Genomic DNA, 17,341 nt, shown 5'->3' with positions numbered 1-17,341 from the left:
GCTGAGACTGGATTCCAGCATGCTGCTCAGTGATCATTGCCATAATTTTTTAGATCGGGAGATTCCAGAGGGCAACGCTCAGTAGCTGATGAGCAACGCGGCGCAAAAGCGCATCCGCGAATCTCGGTCTTCATTGAAGGAACCATGCCAGGAATCTCTACCAGACGTTTAGAGCTCTCATCATCTAAACGTGGCATTGAATTTAAAAGTCCCAATGTATAGGAATGCAATGGATTGGCGAATAAATCAAAAACACTCGCCTCTTCCACCTTTCGTCCAGCATACATCACCACTACGCGTTGCGCCATTTCAGCAACAACCCCGAGGTCATGGGTAATTAAAATAATGGCTGCACGAGTACGATCTCGCAACTCACGCATGAGGTTCAAAATCTGTGCCTGAATAGTAACGTCCAAAGCAGTAGTCGGTTCATCCGCAATCAATATCTCGGGATCGCAGGCTAATGCCATGGCAATCATGATTCGTTGCCGCATGCCACCAGAAAGCTGATGAGGATATTCATCAATGCGTCTATCTGGCTCAGGAATATTAACGAGCCTTAATAATTCTAATATTCGAGTGCGCGCCTCATCTTTAGTGCAATGGCGATGAAGCTCAAGCACTTCGCTAATTTGTCTACCGATAGTCAACACTGGGTTTAGTGAAGCCATGGGCTCCTGAAAGATCATGGAGATCTTATCCCCACGAATATCTCACATCTCTGCATCCGAGAGCGACAACAGGTCTTTGCCATGAAAAAGAATTGAGCCTGAAACAATTTTTCCTGATGGCGAAGGAATGAGTCGTAACAAAGATAAGGATGTGACGCTCTTACCGCAGCCCGATTCTCCAACAATTGCCAGTGTTTCACCTTGGGAAACTGAAAATGAAACGCCATCTACTGAGCGCACTACACCATCACGCGTATAAAATTAAGTACGCAGATCTTTCACTTCTAAAATTGATTTTGCAGTGTTTTGAGTCATTGCTTACATCCTCCTAGAAAGTCGAGGATCTAATGCATCACGCAAACCATCACCCAAGTAATTTACAGCCAACACTGTTGCTGAGAGAAAAATGGATGGAAATAAAATCAGGTAACCGGCAATCTGGAACAAGGTTCTAGATTCAGCCATGATGTTTCCCCAACTCGGAATATTAGCTGGTGTTCCAGCGCCAATAAACGACAGAATCGCTTCGGGTAATCATTGCAGAGGCGCAAATATACGTTGCCTGCACTAGCAATGGCGCAGCAATATTGGGCAAAATATGGCGCACTAAAGTTTTTGGCAATGGAGTACAAGATGCAGCGGCGGCCTCGACATAGGGCTAACCTAATACAAGACTGCGCACTAAGCGTACTACCCGTGGAACCTCTGCCAGAGTAATGGCAATGATGACGTTTTCAATACTAGCCTTAGTTAATGCCATCAAGGCTATTGCAAGCAGGATTGAGGGAACGGACATTAATCCATCCATAATTCGCAAACTCCGAAAAATTAACTGAGATTACGATCGCTGAACAAGCTAAGTGGGCAAAGATTGTGAAGGCCTCCAATATCAAGATTAATTAATTACTATTTTTATTAAAAAGAAGACTTCTCTATGTTGATTTCCCCTCCATTTGGTGATGGCCGCGCTCCAGTTCTGGCTAGAAATACAGTTGCAAGTTCTCAACCATTGGCTACTCAAGCCGGAATAGAAGTCCTTCAATATGGCGGCAATGCTGTTGACGCTGCACTCGCTACAGCTATCACGCTGACTGTAGTTGAACCTACGATGAATGGCTTGGGTGGAAATGGCTTTGCAATTCTTTGGGATGGGGAAAAACTCCATGGCTTAAATGCCTCTGGTCGCGCCCCAGCAGCATGGGCCCCAGATTATTTTTCTGGCAAGTCTTCCATGGATTTAATTGGTTGGAATACCGTCACTATTCCTGGCATGGTGGTTGGATGGGTTGAACTCTCCAGAAAGTTCGGCAAATTGCCTTTTGCTCAATTATTTAAACGCGCAATTGATTATGCTGAAAATGGTTTCCTAGTATCCCCTGTCATAGCACGCCAATGGCGCAAGGCCATTCCGATTCTGAAAAATCAACCGGGTTTTTCTGATTCATTTTTAATTGACGGTAAAGCTCCTCAAGCAGGTCAAATCTGGAAGTACCCAGCGCAGGCTAAGACGCTAAAAGAGATTGCTGCTACTGAAGGTGTATCTTTTTACACAGGATCACTAGCGAAAAGCATGGTGGAGTTTTCTCAAGCCACCGGTGGTTGCTTCACTATGCAAGATTTTGCTGATAACCAATCAGAATGGGTTGAACCGCTTGCGTTTGATTACGGGGATTACACTCTCCATGAAATTCCACCCAATGGCGCTCAGGAATTGCGGCGCAAATAGCATTGGGAATTTTGCAAGCAGCAAATGTGAAGCAATACCCAGCTAATTCTGCACAACGAATCCATTTACAGATAGAAGAGCTATGCGCATGGCATTTGCAGATGCCTACACGTACGTATCTGATGCAAGCTCGATGAAAATGCCCCCAGACTCTCTTTTGAATCGGAAATATTTAGCCCATCGCGCAGCAATGATTGATCACCAAAAAGCTGGCAGTTATTGCCCAGGGGATCCTCACTCGGGAGGCACGGTCTATCTCTGCGCCGCAGATGAATCGAGCATGATGATTTCTTATATTCAATCTAATTTCAAAGGCTTTGGTTCTGGAGTTGTTGCTCCCGGCGGAATTGCTTTTCATAACCGAGGCATGAGCTTTAGATTAGAAGGGGGCCATACCAATCGAGTTGCTCCAGGTAAGCGCCCTTTTCACACCATTCTTCCCGCATTCCTTACTAAAGATAGTAAGCCGGTCATGGCATTTGGTGTGATGAGTGGAAATATGCAGCCCCAAGGCCATATTTAGTTTGTGATGCGTTTTATAGATAAGTGCTTGAACCCTCCTCTGATGCGCCGCGTTGGCGTATTGATGATTTAGGAAAACTCACAGTTGAAGCCTCAATGCCGGCGAGCGTTGTAGAAGGATTGAGAGCCCTGGATCACGAGGTGGCCGTACAACCTGTAAGTAGCCTAGATTTTAGTAGCGCGCAAGCAATTGCTAAATTAAATGATGACGCCAACTCAGCATATATTGCGGGTAGCGATCATCGCAGGGACGGCTTGGCTGCTGGTTTCTGAGTTAAGAATTGCTATTTGGCAGGCAGTTGATATAAAAGCGCTTGATCTCTTGATCGCAACTCACCTCCCTGGGCTCAATCGGTCGTTGTAGCGAAATGCCTTCGATTGTTTTACACCTACTAAGGGCAACATATACCTGTCCTGAAGCAAATGCGCCTGATGAAAGATCGATCTTCACTTTATCAAGTGTCTTTCCTTGGCTCTTATGAATAGTGACTGCCCAAGCAAGCATTAAGGGAATCTGCACATAGGTACCGATGATGCTGGGAGAAATTTTTCCCGACATCATGTCGTGATCATAACGATAAGACTCCCACTGATGACCCACCACTTCAACTGTATTAGCATAAGGGCCGTTTTGCACCATCACCTTTACCTTGTCTGGCAACAGCTCGCGGACAACGCCGATCGTGCCATTCACCCAGCGCTTAGGAAAACCTGGATCAGTTGCCGTAAACATGACTTTGGCACCAACCTTTAGCACCAAATTATTCGGCGAAGGTAAATTGCATTCATCAATATTAAATTTACCTGTCATTTTACCAACGTAGACCTTACCCTCGGTATCAATAGCACGCAGTCCTGCGCCGTTGATTTGATCTGCTCGTGCGTTAGTCGTTGTCAGAGTAATAGTCTGCTCGTCAGCTGCGGCACCCTGTTGATAACATTGCGCATTCAGAATATCAATGGCTTCATCCACGTCGTGATTAATGCGAATTCGATTGAGCAGACTCGCAAAGCGCTCATCCTTTTGACGAAATATTTTGGAAAGCTCCACCCTCGTGACCTCTTTACGATGAAGAGCCATTGCGCAAAAGAAATACGGGCCTTCATATCCGCGATCAGATAGAACCTGCATATCTGAACTAGAAACCACGGGAGGCAATTGAAATAAGTCCCCAACAAACATCACCTGAATACCACCAAAGGGTTTGCCCTTTTGAGGTCCATTCTCACGTAAGAATAAATCCATGGCGTCGACTACATCTGCGCGAACCATGGATATCTCATCAATGATCAACAATCGAATATCTTTGTAGAGGCGCTTATCTCGTAGTGGCTTGATATCCTCCTCAGGAAAGATTAAGCGCGGTGGCAAACGAAAAAAAGAATGGATCGTTACTCCTTTTACTTGCAATGCTGCTACACCTGTAGGCGCAACTACTACGACATTGCCCGGAATAGTTTCTCGGAGATAGCCAATTAAAGTGGTTTTACCTGTACCCGCTTTACCGCTAACGAAAATATAAGGATCGTGACGCTCAATAGCCTCGATAACCGCCTGATAGTCAGGGGTGATTTCTATTTCAGAAGAATCTACAACGGGACTAGTCATTCCCTATTGTTTCACACGGCATCTGCAACACGTCGAAATCCGATATAAACCACAGCGATATCACCGGGCTTAGACTCCACATCTGACTCCTGCTGACGTTCAGGGCCATACCACCAATGAGGCAACTACGGGTGATATATCCACCATTACGCTCAGTGGCAGTCTATTCCCAGACATTACCACCCATGTCATGCATACCATTCGCGCCCGGCCTAGTACTTCCAGTCATCACATGACCTGTACCTCGATTCAAAGCACCTGCTGGAGCCAAACCCTTGTAGTCACCACAACCCACTAAGGCAGTGCGAAACAGTTGGAGTGCTGTCACCAGGATAGGGGTAAGCGGCTGACCCTGCACATATCCCACTGGAGGCTTTACTCTTTGCTCTAAGAATGCGGCATTAGTCCACTCAGCATCTATTGGTAAACGCTTTCCGAAATAACGACAGATTGACTCAGCCTCTTTTTGATTTAAATGTACCGCTGGCTCACCATCTTGAGCAGGCACTCCGTAAGGGGTCCGCCAAGTCCAGCCAGGCTTTTGTACAAATCCGGACTCATATGACAAATCCACCACCTTTCTTTTCAGCAGCACTCACAAAACCTGTTGAGGCGGCAAATGCTTTGACATCAGCAATGTTCATCTTGGTTTGATCCCAGATAAATGACCAATCTGTACCTTTGGAATAGATGAACTAGGTGCGCCCTGACTCGGAGCAGGTCGGAGCATAAAAAATAGAGCGATCACACTAAGAACTAAACCAAAAAGAATTTGGTAGATATCAAATTTTTCACTTTGATTGCTCCAATAAAAAAGTCCCTTAAAGGAGCTTTTTAATAATTATTTTGGGGCGAACGACGGGGCTCGAACCCGCGACAACCAGAATCACAATCTGGGACTCTACCAACTGAGCTACGTCCGCCATTGTAGAGGTGACATTATAGCTTTTTGCTCAAAAACCTGTCAAAAACACACTTCTAGGCGCCCTCGATGTCAAAAGCAGCCCAATCCCCCAAGGGTTAAGCTGGCGTTTAGGAAAAAATCAGCGATTGCTGCTTTACTTTGAACCTTGGCCAAAGCATGGTGATCTGAGAGGCGTTGGCGCCAATATCGAGCCCCCGCCCTACCGTGAGCCAGACCCAATATATGCCTTGTAAAAGCACCAATATAAAAAGGTTTTTTCTTAGCCTGACATTCATCAAACCAAGCTTGGACTTGCTTTACTAAAGCAATTTGAATGCGTTGCCATTCTGTTTCGCTAAAAAGATAGCCTGCCGCTTCACCGCTGGTATTAATCAAGTCATCCCAACCCAAAAGCATGGCTGGAAAATGATAAGCGGCTCTTCCCACCATAAAACCATCAAATTGATCCCAATGACCTGCAATTTGTTCATTGGTTTCAAGACCGCCATTGAGAAGTACTTTTAAATTGGGGAATTGCTTCTGCGCATCCAATCTTAGTTTGGCTGCAACCTCATAATGCAATGGTGGTTTACTGCGATTCTCTTTGGGTGATAGCCCCTTCAGCACAGCGTTACGCGCATGAATAGTAACTTGACCTGCTCCAGCATCCGCAACCGCAAGAATAAAATGGAGTGCAAATTGGTAATCTGATTCAGAGTTTGACGCATCCATAGAATCCAAACCAAGACGATGCTTTACTGATATCGGAATATCCACTGCGCTTTTCATTGACCTGACGCAGTCGGCAACTAAAGCTGGTTCCGCCATTAAGCAAGCACCAAACGCACCACGCTGCACCCTCTCAGAAGGACATCCGCAATTTAGATCGATTTCATCGTAGCCCCATTGCTGGGCCAACTCAGCAGCCTTTGCTAAATCTGCTGGCTCTGATCCCCCTAACTGAAGTACGACGGGATGTTGATCTTGTGAGAAATCTAAGTGACGAGGAACATCACCATGAATCAAGGCGCCTGTAGTTACCATCTCGGTATAGAGAACGACCTCTTTCGTTAGAGTGCGATGAAATGATCGGCAATGACGATCTGTCCATTCCATCATGGGAGCAACGGCTAATCTCTTCTTGCTTTTAGTTTCCACGGGCACTTCATTTGAATGATTAATTACCGCATTTTAGTTTGTTTTGTAGCTTACTAATTCGTCTCAAACCTTGTGATACTTAAACATTGCTGATAATCAGTTGTCACCGCCAAATCTACGCCCCTGTCTAGCACTCTTGTACTTAAGCCAGGCCATTGCCCTAATGACTGACCCACCTGGAATGTGACTCCCCATGATTAAACCCAATGAGCCATGATCGTGATCAGTCCCGTTACTATGGTTACTACGTAAGCGTCTTCCAAATTCCGTCATTACCGCCAATGTATAAGGCTGATTTTTACCCTCCATGTCTTGGGCGAATGCTGCCAAACTATTGCTCAGGTTTTTGATTTGTCCATTCATTCTTCCTGGTTGATTTTCATGGGTGTCCCAACCAGACTGATCTACCCATGCATATTGCAGACCTACATTAGCATCTATCAATCTAACAACAGACCGCAAGCCAACGCCTGGATCTGCGTTAGGGTAAGGAATTTTTCCTGAACTATCATACGACAATGCTTTTCCATTGCCCCTTCCGAGAGTTTGATTAATGAAATCTAAATTACTGAGGTGATCTTTAATCCATGGTGATGCAATTGAATTTCCATCGGCATTACATAATGCGCTAAGCGCATTGAATCCATTCACTCCATTTGGCAATGCAATGCCTCCCTGAATATCTCTAACTGCGATCGCTCGATGAGCGCCCTGCATAGATCTTGGTGAATTATTGTTGCCTGCAAATAATGGGATGGAATTTGCTGCCTGAAAGCGAGTTTTGTCAACAACTTGTCTAGCCATCCAGCCCAAGTCGTCAGGCAGGGAGTTCAAAGATTTAACACCCCTCTCCATTATTTCTTGTGCCTCAAAGTGAGAGCGGGTCTCATCAGTAATTCCTAAAGCATTCCACACTATCAACTTTCGGTCCATAAAAAGACTTGCTAGTGGTGATGCTTCAGGGTGCCAATAAAAGGTAGCATTTTCTGATTCAACTTTTCCGCTGCTAGCCTCAATTGTAAATCGCATTTCAGGCGGTCTTGCGGCGATGAAATTTTCATCATTAAGTGGCGACAACATAGCCAATCCATCAGCCCCTCCACGCAAAAAGACGACAATAAATGGATGTGACATCCGTGGTGCCATCAATACGCCATTCGATTTTTTTTGAACCTGCGCGGATCCAAGGTCACTAATGCCGGCAATAGAACTAGCAATACCAATCTTTAAAAAATCTCGCCGATTCAGATAATCAAAATTCATGCTCGCTCTCCAGCAGAAAAATCTGGATCAATTGCCTCAGTTTGGAAGGATGGTGCGCAAGCCAAATATCCCACCATTTTTCTTGCCAACTTAATATCGCTTAGGCGCTCAGAGCCCTCCAGTTTTGCGAGCGCAGGAGTGCTTAGGTTAGTCGAGAACTTTTGTTATTGAGGTAATACAACATGCATGGGTGGGTGGAAGTAACCTCTAAAAATTGCCGAAAATTACCAAAAGCAAATTTTCGAATGACCTGATTTTCCCAATGAGGCAAAAAGGCCCCAACATTTTGATCGTATCCATAAACCGAGAAATGATCCCTCCAAAAACCAATCCACTCCTCTTCCCAGTAACCTTTTGACTGGATTACTCTTAATAGTGTGGCAGCCTGAATTTCTTTTCTCGGACGAGATCTTTCTGGAGGCGGAATCAGCTCATCCTTACCTGTATATTGAAACAAGGTAGGAATACTAGCGTTTAATAAACTAAGCGGCTTTAGCTCATCGACAGCAGGATATTCTCTACCATCTCTGAGCTTTCCTGCGACATAGCGCTCTCGGAGAAGCACTTGACTTAAATCCACATTCAATTGCAGTGCCTTTAGCTAGCTGACGTTAAAAAACAATCAATCGTGGTGAATGAGCTTCTCAAATCCTAACTCCAATTACCCACCAAAACAAGATCGCCAATAAAAAGAAACCCCATCATTTCTGATGAGGGCTCTGTGTTAAATCATTGTTATTAACGGTGCTTAGCTAACTTTGCCTCTAACTCAACAGCAAGGTCCAATACGCCCATGTAACCAGACTTCAAATGATTTGGCAGGTCAGGATCACCAACCATTGCCCCCAATATTTCAACGAGACTAAAGATGATTCCCTTGGCAGCTCCAACTGCAATCGTATTATTTTCTACCGCTTCGTCAATATGGTTGACTGCATCCAAGAAATAATCGTGGCTCGGCAACCCATCTGGCCCTAAGGCTTCTTTAATTTCTTTGCTCACAATAAGCCTCCTATCTATTACAGCATCTGATCCACTTTATAGAAAAACTTGCGTGCATAAGCAAGAATTTCTTTATCACTTGGGTGATCAACAGTTTCTACACCAACAATTTTTTCAGCAATTTGCCCATCATGATGATGGGCACGCTTAATAAGTTCCAGCTTTGCAGATCCAGGACCCAAGATCAAGATTTCTTTTGATTCTTTTACCGCCTGAATTACGGAGTGCAGATACTTGGAATCTAGAGCCAGTTTTCCGCTGCCCACTTCTCCACCCTTGTGATGTAAATGAGAATGTGTAGTTTTGCTTTTAATGACTTCGGCTTCACTAGCATCAGCACTCAAAAACATGACATGAGCCTTTTGATGGTCGATCCAAATAACTGCATGATTTAATGACGTATTAATCCCCATTATTAATAATGACTACTTTGTTAAGAATACTCCTCCCTAGCAAAGGAGGCTTTAGCAAGCTTGATTTAAGTCAAATTGATCCATTGAGTATTAAATTCGTATACTGAGCCAATCCACATTCAGCTTACTAAGCCTATGTCTCCTAATAAGTACTTCCCTATTCGATATATTCCTTTTGGCCTTTGTGTCATAGGCACAACTCTAAGCTACACAGTTTTAGATGATCAGCCAAAGGCTGGGCGATTCTTATTGTTATTTGGCTTTCTTACCTTAGTTGGTATTTACGACCTTCTTCAAACCAAAACATCCATCCTTCGCAACTACCCTGTTATCGGTCATTTACGATTCATGCTGGAATTTATTCGTCCTGAAATTCGACAATACTTTATTGAGGGCGATAACGATGAGGCGCCTTTTTCAAAGGAGCAGCGTACCTTGGTATATTCCCGCGCCAAGGCAGTTCCAGACGAAATTCCATTTGGCACAACCCTAGATGTGATGGCGCCAGGGTATCAATGGATAAATCAATCATTAGCACCCACACATCTACCTAGTCATGACTTTCGTATTGAGATAGGCAGTAAAGACTGCAAACAACAATATTCAGCAAGTATTTTTAATATCTCCGCAATGAGCTTTGGCTCGCTCAGCGCCAACGCCATCCTGGCTTTAAATCTGGGTGCCAAAAAAGGTGGATTTGCTCACGATACGGGCGAAGGATCGATTTCTAAATATCACCGCATTCATGGTGGAGATTTAATTTGGGAAATTGGCTCCGGTTATTTCGGCTGTCGTAATTCAGATGGCAGTTTTAACGCCGAAAAATATACTCAGAATGCTTTAGATCCGCAAGTAAAAATGATTGAGCTTAAATTAAGCCAAGGAGCTAAGCCAGGACATGGCGGGATCTTGCCTGGTTCTAAAGTGACAGCGGAGATTGCTGCCGCCCGGGGCGTTAAGGAGGGTGAGGTCTGTATTTCCCCAGCTTTTCATAACGCCTTCTCAACCCCACTTGAATTGCTCTACTTTTTGAAGAAGTTGCGGGATCTTGCTGATGGAAAACCTGTCGGATTTAAATTCTGCGTTGGCCATCCATGGGAGTGGTTTGGAATTGTCAAAGCCATGCTAGAAACAGGCGTCTATCCAGACTTTATCGTGGTGGACGGCTCCGAAGGCGGCACCGGTGCTTCCCCCGTTGAATTCACAAACCATGTGGGAACCCCTTTACAGGAAGGCTTACGCTTGGTTCACAATACGTTGATGGGCGTCAATTTGCGCGATCAAATTAAGATTGGCTGTGCCGGAAAAATCATTAGCGCATTTGATATGGCAGTTGCTTTTGCTCTTGGAGCAGATTGGTGTAATAGTGCTCGAGGATTTATGTTCTCCATTGGTTGCATCCAAGCCCAAACCTGTAATACCGGAAACTGTCCTACTGGAGTGACAACTCAAAATGCATTGCGCCAGAAAGCTTTAGTGGTTTCCAATAAAGCTGAGCGCGTTTATAACTTTCACAACGAAACACTGAGGACGCTAAAAGAATTAGTTGAGGCCGCAGGCTTAAACCACCCCGGTGAAATTGATGCACCTCATATCATTCGTCGCATCAACCAACACGAAGTTCGTTTGTTATCTACCCTCTTACCGGAGATGCCTGCAGGCCTTTTACTGGAAGCAGAGCATATTGACCCTAGCCTGAATTTACCAAAGGTATTTGAACTTTATTGGCGCCGCTCTCAGGCACAAAGCTTCAAGATACTGCCAATCTAATCTTTAAATTTCAAAACTCAAGGCTAGGCGGCTATTAAAAAACCTAGATTCACCAGTAATAGGATCTAATGAAGGCAATCTCTTTAGCCAGTAATTGCAATGGCTTAGTGAAATCTAAGTCATATTCTTGATAGGGAGTAAGAACTGGGTAAATCTGATCATTCTTAATTGGAATTCCCAATGAGTTCAGGTGACATCGTAGTTGGTGTTTTTTGCCACTACCCAGGCGTTAAACGATATTTACCCCAATCCTCACCAACCCCGACAAGCTCAATGAAGGTATCTGAGTTAGGATCTCCTTCCACCTCTTTCATCTGCAGGAAATGCTCGGATTCCTTTAAACGACTGCAATAAGTCAGCGGTAATTTTTCTACCAGCTCTTTTCTGTAGGGTGCAATAGCTTCGTAGACTTTTTCTACCGCCCTATCTCTAAATAAGTTTTGATACTGCGCACGCTCCGTGGGATTGATAGAAAAAATCACAAGCCCAGCAGTGTTACGATCGATCCGATGTATTGGGCTTAAGGTCGCTATGCCAGTCTTTTTCTTAAGTCGATTAAGTAGTGTTTGGTGCAAGTAAAGTCCAGATGGCGTTGCTGGCAAAAAATGAGATTTATCTGCAACCAAAATATGGCTATCTTGATAAAGAATCTCTTCTTCAAAAGGAATTTCTGGCTCGCGCTCTAGCGCCTGAAATATAACAAGTGAGATCAGGTCGGTAGGCGTCATTAGCTGATAGAGACTGGCCATTTCTGTCCATTACAAGACCCTCGTCGAAGCGCTTGACCCACTTGCTGGTCTCAATATGAGGAAATTGAGCAATAAAAAACATCAACAAGTTTGCATGAGTTTGGTCGGCAGGCAAAAAGACCTACGAGGCAGAAACTCCTTCTGAGTTAATTTGCATAACCATCAAACCCCATACATTGGAGTCTGCTATTTTAAGCTGATCTTTTTTCTACTTAGCTTGACCAAAGACTGGACTAAGCTTTTCTAGAAAGCGGGGATTAAAGTAAGTATGTGCTGGTAATTCTTTTGCTTTTGACTAGCGTAGTCACTAGTTAATTAAGCTGCTATCAAGATATCGCCTATCTCCATTTTTTCCACCAGATAAAGGGCAAAAGATAAACGGGCTCACCTGCTTCTTGCAAAATCTCAAGAGCACCATCATTCGTTTTGTTTGCTTGATATTTACCGGGGTTTAAAGGCTTGCAACCTTTATCGGTACCGTCATTGCAGCGCATACGAACGATAATATTCCGGGTGACATAAACGTACATAATTCCTCCTAAAAGGTATGTCCAAATAACTTCAGCTTTTGCACTTTCATTGGGCTTAGCTATAACTTATTCCTTCTAAGCCACCTTAAAGCTCCCAAATGCACGTTTTTTGACCTCAAAATACCCTTTTTGGACGTTTGATTTGCTTACGCATTATATTTGTGCGCCGCAATACGGTGCGAATAATCCTAACTTCTAGACTTTGGCTTATGTCTATACACGCCGCCCTGCACCTCATTGCCGAAGCCATATTCCTTCTTATTCATTAAAAGTTGAGCCCGAGGATCACTTCATCAACTGGCAACAAGATCCATTTGCAAACTATCAAGCTCGCTTAGTGTTTCCTGAAAAAACAACGCGCTTTAAGGTGACTGTTGATTTGGTTACGGAAATGGCGGTTTATAACCCCTTCGACTTCTTTCTAGAACCAGATGCAGAAAACTATCCATTCACTTACAGCTATGGTCTTAAAAAGAGTTGCGCCCTTACTTAGGGAAAAAACGTACCGATGGGTTAAATAAATATTTCAAAACGGTAGATATCGCAGAAAAATGCGCACGATCGATTTTTTGGTTGCCCTAAACCAAAAAATTCATCACGATATTGATTACACCATTCGCATGGAACCTGGAGTGCAAACTCCAGAAGAGACTCTAAAGATACGAAGTGACTCATGCCGTGACTCAGCGTGGCTGATGGTTAATCTACTCCGCCTTTGTGGACTAGCATCACGCTTTGTATCGGGCTATCTCATACAGCTAAAGCCAGATGTGAAAGCATTGGATGGCCCAAGCGGCACCGAAGTTGACTTCACGGATCTACATACCTGGTGTGAAGTGTATTTACCTGGCGCAGGATGGATTGGCCTAGATCCCACCTCTGGACTCTTTGCTGGTGAGGGGCATATTCCAGTTGCCTGTACTCCAGAACCTTCGGGAGCGGCGCCTATTGAAGGTGGCGTTGATGAATGTGAAGTGAAGTTCTCTCACAGCATGGAAGTCACTCGCATCTATGAAGCACCGCGAGTAACCAAACTTTATACAGAGGAACAGTGGCAGGCCATTGTGGATCTTGGCCACAAGGTTGACGAACAACTTGTTGCCGGCGACGTTAGATTAACAATGGGTGGTGAACCTACTTTTGTATCCGTGAATGGTCGCGACGAACGCGAATGGAATGTGGATGCACTCGGTCCAACCAAACGAGGGTATGCAACGGATTTAGTAGAAAGACTACGCAAAGAATATGGCGATGGAGGCTTTTTACATTTTGGCCAAGGAAAGTGGTATCCAGGCGAACAACTCCCTCGCTGGGCTCTATCAATCTACTGGAGGGCTGATGGGCAGCCCATTTGGAAAAATCCTAACTTGTTTGCGGATGAGCGAAAGTCTGCTAACTACACCAGTAAAGATGCCGAAAAATTTGTCTACACACTCTCAAAAAAATTGGGGTTAGCAAATAAATTTATTAAGCTCGCTTATGAAGATGTGTTTTATTACCTCTGGCGTGAATCCAAATTCCCAGTCAATGTTGATCCATTTAAGCCTAATTTGGATGATGAGATGGAACGTACCCGCCTAAAGGGGGTGTTTACTCAAAAACTGGATTCTGTCATTGGATATGTCCTCCCCATTGAAGCAGATCAAGGACAAAATTACTTTGATACCAACTGGAAAACTGGTCCTTGGCTATATAGAGATGATCGCCTCTATCTTCTACCAGGCGATTCGCCCATGGGCTACCGCTTACCTCTAGATTCCCTCCCTTGGACAAGTAAGGCTGATTACCCCTACTTGATTGAACAAGATCCCTTTGCACCAAGACCAGCGCTGAGTACACATTCATCGGTCGTTCATCAACAAAGGCCAAGTAAGAATGAATTCCCAAGCGCCGGCAAGACAACAAATACCAACAAAACTATTTGGAGCCAGTCACAGGAAGTGAAGCATCCACAGCGCCAAAATCTGCAGCATAGATCACTAGAACAGCAATGTGCGTTGAGACCTCGGGACCCAATGCGCTCAAATGGCCCTAAAGCAGAAAACGAACATGGCGGTAAGTCTGGTGTGCTTTATGTATTTATGCCCCCACTTGCCCGTCTAGAGGACTATCTCAATTTATTAAATGCAGTGGAAGCAACTACAGAAGAATTGAAGTTCCAAATCGTTTTAGAGGGATACCCTCCACCTCGTGATCCAAGGTTAAAGCTTTTACAAGTAACACCTGACCCAGGTGTCATCGAGGTGAATATTCATCCCGCACACAACTGGGATGAATTGGTTGCACATACTGAGTTCTTATATCAAGCCGCTTTTGAAGCTCGCCTCTCGGCAGAAAAGTTTATGGCTGATGGTCGTCATACTGGTACAGGTGGAGGCAACCATTTTGTCATGGGTGGCGCTACGCCGATTGATAGCCCCTTCTTACGTAGGCCCGAGCTGCTGGCAAGTTTAATTTTGTATTGGCACAACCATCCAAGCCTTAGCTACTTATTTAGTGGCATGTTCATTGGTCCAACTAGCCAAGCACCTCGAGTTGATGAAGCTCGCAATGACCAAGTCTACGAATTAGAAATTGCTCTCAAAGAAATTCGGGAGAATCGAAAGAAGTATGGTCAGAGCATGCCACCATGGCTAGTTGACAGAACCCTGCGCAATATTTTGATTGACGTCACCGGCAATACACACCGCAGTGAATTTTGTATCGACAAATGTACCCCCCTGACAGTCAAACAGGCAGGCTTGGTTTATTAAAGTTGCGGGCTTTTGAAATGCCACCGCACGCTCAAATGAGTATTGTTCAACAATTATTAATTCGGGCGTTAATAGCGCACCCCTGGGATGAACCTTATAATGCCCCAATGACTCGCTGGGACACTGAACTTCATGATCGTTGCCTCTTGCCCACTTTCATCAAGATGGATTTTGATGATGTAATTGAAGAAATGCAAAAACATGGTTACGACTTTAAACCTGAATGGTTTGCGCCTCGCCTAGAGTTCCGCTTCCCATTGATTGGTCAAGTTCAGGCGATGGGTACAGAGATCACTTTGCGTAATGCTTTAGAGCCCTGGCATGTGATGGGTGAAGAAAATGCCGCAGGTGGCACTGGCTCGCTATGTTGATTCATCTTTAGAGCGTATTGAAGTCCGCGTAACCGGACTAAACCAAAGCCGATACACCATTACCTGTAATGGCGAGCCTTTACCTCTTCAACCTACAGGCGTTGCTGGCACTCGTTACAAGGCCTGGAATCCGCCGTCAGCCTGCATCCCAGTATTGGCATCCATGTCCCACTCATATTTGATGTGATTGATACTTGGATGAAACGCTCAGTAGGTGGTTGTCAATATCACGTCGCCCCACCCGGGCGGTCGCAATTACGATAACTTCCCTATCAATGCTTACGAGGCTGAAAGTAGACGTCTCTCACGCTTTTTCCGTATGGGTCATACCCCAGGAACTATTGAGGACATTCAGGCGAATATTGATCTGCCGGGCAGTAGGGAATTCCCGTTTACGCTAGATATGCGGCGATGAGACAATAGCTTGTGGAACCTTCTCAAGCCAACCCATTAAAAGCTACAGCCAATCCTTCTCTTGCAGAAGAAATTGCTCGCCTTTCTCCTAAGGCGGGCATGGGTCACTTCGATGAGTTACGCGGCAACTCAAATTCTTTGTTGCCCCAGTGGAAAACATTTTTCAATGCTCTTGGCACATCAGGATTAAGCGATCTCGATCAGCGCACCCAAGAACTCAATAGGCAAATTCGAGATAACGGAATTACCTATAAACGTCTATGCAGATGAATTTGGTCCTCAGCGGCCATGCTCTGTAGATTTGTTCCCGCTCATCATTAGCCCAGAATCTTGGCAAGAAATTCAAGCTGGAGTATTGCAACGAGCCAAATTATTAGAAGCCATCATGGCCGATATTTATGGATCTCAAAATTTACTAAAAGAAGGGTTTATTCCGCCTGCCTTAATTCATGGACACCCAGGATATTTACGATCCATGCATGGTGTAAAACTCAACAGCAATAAGCATCTGTATATTATGGCTTTTGACTTAGCTAGAGCACCTAATGGCTCATGGTCAGTGTTATTGCAGCGGACTCAAGCCCCTTCTAGCTTAGGTTGCTTGTTAGAAAACCGCAATCTAATTGCGAGGCAGTTTCCGCAAGCTTATGAGCAAATGCATATCGCCCCCTTAGCGAATGCTTATAGAGGGCTGATAGATGCCTTAAAGCTTGAGAGCCCAGCAGGTATGAACGCCCCATTGCTCTTCTCACTCCTGGACCATATAACGAAACCTATTTCGAGCATGCTTATTTGGCTCGCTATCTTGGATTGACCTTGGTAGAGGGAGGAGATTTAACAGTTCGCGATCAGCGTTTGTTCTTAAAAACCGTTCGCGGATTAGAGCCTGTTCATATCCTTCTAAAGCGTTTAGATGATGAGTTCTTAGACCCACTTGAGCTTCGCTCTGATTCCACACTGGGAATACCAGGATTATTACAGGCCATCCGAGCAGGCAATGTCATATTGGCGAACGCACCAGGATCAGCTTTTTTAGAATTCCCTGCTTTGCTAGGCTTCTTACCCGCAATTAGTGAAAGATTGCTGAATGAAAAAATTCAGCTTCCAGCAATGGATACTTGGTGGTGCGGAGAACGTACCGCTTTAGAGGCTGCCATCCCAAATTTAAGTCATAGCGCTATCAAGCCTACCTACCCTCCTAATTCGGGTCACCAAAGATATGAGTCTGTTTTAGGTGGTGAATTAAGCCAAGCTCAATTGGATGAATGGGTTGGACGCATTACTCGTCAGCCAGATGAGCACACCGTTCAAACCTATATCCCTTTAGCTCAGATGCCGACCTGGCTCAATGCATTTAACCTCAATGACCCAAGCTTAATTGAGCCCCATTCTTATATGTTGCGTGTATTTGCACTAAGCGATGGTCCCAATAGTTGGCAGGTCTTGCCGGGGGTCTCTTGCGCGAATTGCAGACGCTAACTCTGGT

13 protein-coding genes, 1 tRNA gene and 6 pseudogenes are annotated in these 17,341 nt (G+C 44.7%); 8 read left to right on the top strand and 12 right to left on the bottom strand.

What is annotated here, in order from left to right:
* Positions 1–26: 26 nt before the first annotated feature.
* Positions 27–986: pseudogene (locus DXE37_RS04325) on the bottom strand (ABC transporter ATP-binding protein).
* 3 nt (positions 987–989) lie between these two features.
* Positions 990–1,488: pseudogene (locus DXE37_RS12380) on the bottom strand (ABC transporter permease); the annotation flags it as partial.
* Positions 1,489–1,605: 117 nt separating this feature from the next.
* Between DXE37_RS12380 and DXE37_RS04315 the strand changes: the two are divergent.
* A pseudogene (locus tag DXE37_RS04315) lies at positions 1,606–3,192 on the top strand (gamma-glutamyltransferase family protein).
* A 1-nt stretch (position 3,193) separates the two neighbouring features.
* Here DXE37_RS04315 and DXE37_RS13435 read toward each other — a convergent pair.
* The 8 genes from DXE37_RS13435 to DXE37_RS04275 form a co-directional block, all read right to left on the bottom strand.
* Positions 3,194–4,528 carry an ATP-dependent DNA helicase gene (locus DXE37_RS13435; protein ID WP_114636699.1) on the bottom strand — a complete coding sequence of 445 codons (1,335 nt, stop codon included), beginning with the start codon at positions 4,526–4,528 and terminating at the stop codon, positions 3,194–3,196.
* A gap of 163 nt (positions 4,529–4,691) precedes the next feature.
* Positions 4,692–5,123, bottom strand: a complete 432-nt coding sequence (locus DXE37_RS04305; protein WP_114636698.1) for an SUMF1/EgtB/PvdO family nonheme iron enzyme — start codon at positions 5,121–5,123, stop codon at positions 4,692–4,694.
* Between the two features lie 252 nt (positions 5,124–5,375).
* A tRNA-His gene (locus DXE37_RS04300) sits at positions 5,376–5,451 on the bottom strand.
* 71 nt (positions 5,452–5,522) lie between these two features.
* Positions 5,523–6,590: a tRNA dihydrouridine(20/20a) synthase DusA gene (gene dusA / locus DXE37_RS04295; RefSeq protein ID WP_231971059.1), complete on the bottom strand. Its 1,068-nt coding sequence runs from the start codon at positions 6,588–6,590 to the stop codon at positions 5,523–5,525.
* A gap of 96 nt (positions 6,591–6,686) precedes the next feature.
* The gene (locus DXE37_RS04290) at positions 6,687–7,853 is read right to left on the bottom strand and encodes a DUF1501 domain-containing protein (RefSeq protein ID WP_114636697.1); all 1,167 of its coding nucleotides are present in this window, start codon (positions 7,851–7,853) and stop codon (positions 6,687–6,689) included.
* A gap of 142 nt (positions 7,854–7,995) precedes the next feature.
* Entirely contained in the window at positions 7,996–8,433 is a 438-nt protein-coding gene (locus DXE37_RS04285; RefSeq protein ID WP_162786175.1) for a DUF1800 family protein, read from the bottom strand.
* Positions 8,434–8,591: 158 nt separating this feature from the next.
* Positions 8,592–8,855, bottom strand: a complete 264-nt coding sequence (locus tag DXE37_RS04280) for a hypothetical protein (protein ID WP_114636695.1) — start codon at positions 8,853–8,855, stop codon at positions 8,592–8,594.
* A 17-nt stretch (positions 8,856–8,872) separates the two neighbouring features.
* The gene (locus DXE37_RS04275) at positions 8,873–9,205 is read right to left on the bottom strand and encodes a translational machinery protein (RefSeq protein ID WP_231971058.1); all 333 of its coding nucleotides are present in this window, start codon (positions 9,203–9,205) and stop codon (positions 8,873–8,875) included.
* A gap of 198 nt (positions 9,206–9,403) precedes the next feature.
* On the opposite strand from DXE37_RS04275, the gene DXE37_RS04270 reads away from it, so the two are divergent.
* Entirely contained in the window at positions 9,404–11,038 is a 1,635-nt protein-coding gene (locus DXE37_RS04270) for an FMN-binding glutamate synthase family protein (RefSeq protein WP_114636693.1), read from the top strand.
* Positions 11,039–11,256: 218 nt separating this feature from the next.
* On the opposite strand, the gene DXE37_RS12365 is transcribed toward DXE37_RS04270, so the two are convergent.
* Positions 11,257–11,766 (bottom strand): pseudouridine synthase, encoded by a 510-nt coding sequence (locus DXE37_RS12365; protein WP_231971056.1) that lies wholly within the window; start codon positions 11,764–11,766, stop codon positions 11,257–11,259.
* A 359-nt stretch (positions 11,767–12,125) separates the two neighbouring features.
* Positions 12,126–12,317 carry a hypothetical protein gene (locus DXE37_RS04260; RefSeq protein ID WP_114636692.1) on the bottom strand — a complete coding sequence of 64 codons (192 nt, stop codon included), beginning with the start codon at positions 12,315–12,317 and terminating at the stop codon, positions 12,126–12,128.
* A 202-nt stretch (positions 12,318–12,519) separates the two neighbouring features.
* Here DXE37_RS04260 and DXE37_RS14280 point away from each other — a divergent pair, with 202 nt between their 5' ends.
* From DXE37_RS14280 to DXE37_RS14265, 6 genes and pseudogenes are all read left to right on the top strand, one after another.
* On the top strand, positions 12,520–12,810 hold the full coding sequence (locus DXE37_RS14280; protein WP_415066722.1) for a transglutaminase N-terminal domain-containing protein: 291 nt from the start codon (positions 12,520–12,522) through the stop codon (positions 12,808–12,810).
* A gap of 58 nt (positions 12,811–12,868) precedes the next feature.
* Positions 12,869–15,441, top strand: a pseudogene (locus tag DXE37_RS04255) (transglutaminase family protein).
* Positions 15,410–15,705, top strand: a pseudogene (locus DXE37_RS14275) (transglutaminase family protein). Before DXE37_RS04255 ends, DXE37_RS14275 begins: the two co-directional pseudogenes overlap by 32 nt.
* Positions 15,656–15,856: a transglutaminase family protein gene (locus DXE37_RS14270; RefSeq protein ID WP_415066720.1), complete on the top strand. Its 201-nt coding sequence runs from the start codon at positions 15,656–15,658 to the stop codon at positions 15,854–15,856. Before DXE37_RS14275 ends, DXE37_RS14270 begins: the two are co-directional and overlap by 50 nt.
* 11 nt (positions 15,857–15,867) lie before the next feature.
* The gene (locus tag DXE37_RS12360) at positions 15,868–16,125 is read left to right on the top strand and encodes a hypothetical protein (RefSeq protein ID WP_231971054.1); all 258 of its coding nucleotides are present in this window, start codon (positions 15,868–15,870) and stop codon (positions 16,123–16,125) included.
* Between the two features lie 31 nt (positions 16,126–16,156).
* Positions 16,157–17,334 (top strand): annotated as a pseudogene (locus tag DXE37_RS14265) (circularly permuted type 2 ATP-grasp protein).
* The last annotated feature ends 7 nt before the right edge of the window (positions 17,335–17,341 follow it).

Origin of the sequence: Polynucleobacter necessarius, from assembly GCF_900095205.1 — a bacterium.
Classification (GTDB): Bacteria; Pseudomonadota; Gammaproteobacteria; order Burkholderiales; family Burkholderiaceae; genus Polynucleobacter; species Polynucleobacter necessarius_E.
The sequence above is the reverse complement of the archived record's forward strand: the minus strand, read 5'-3'. Positions and strand labels throughout refer to the sequence as shown.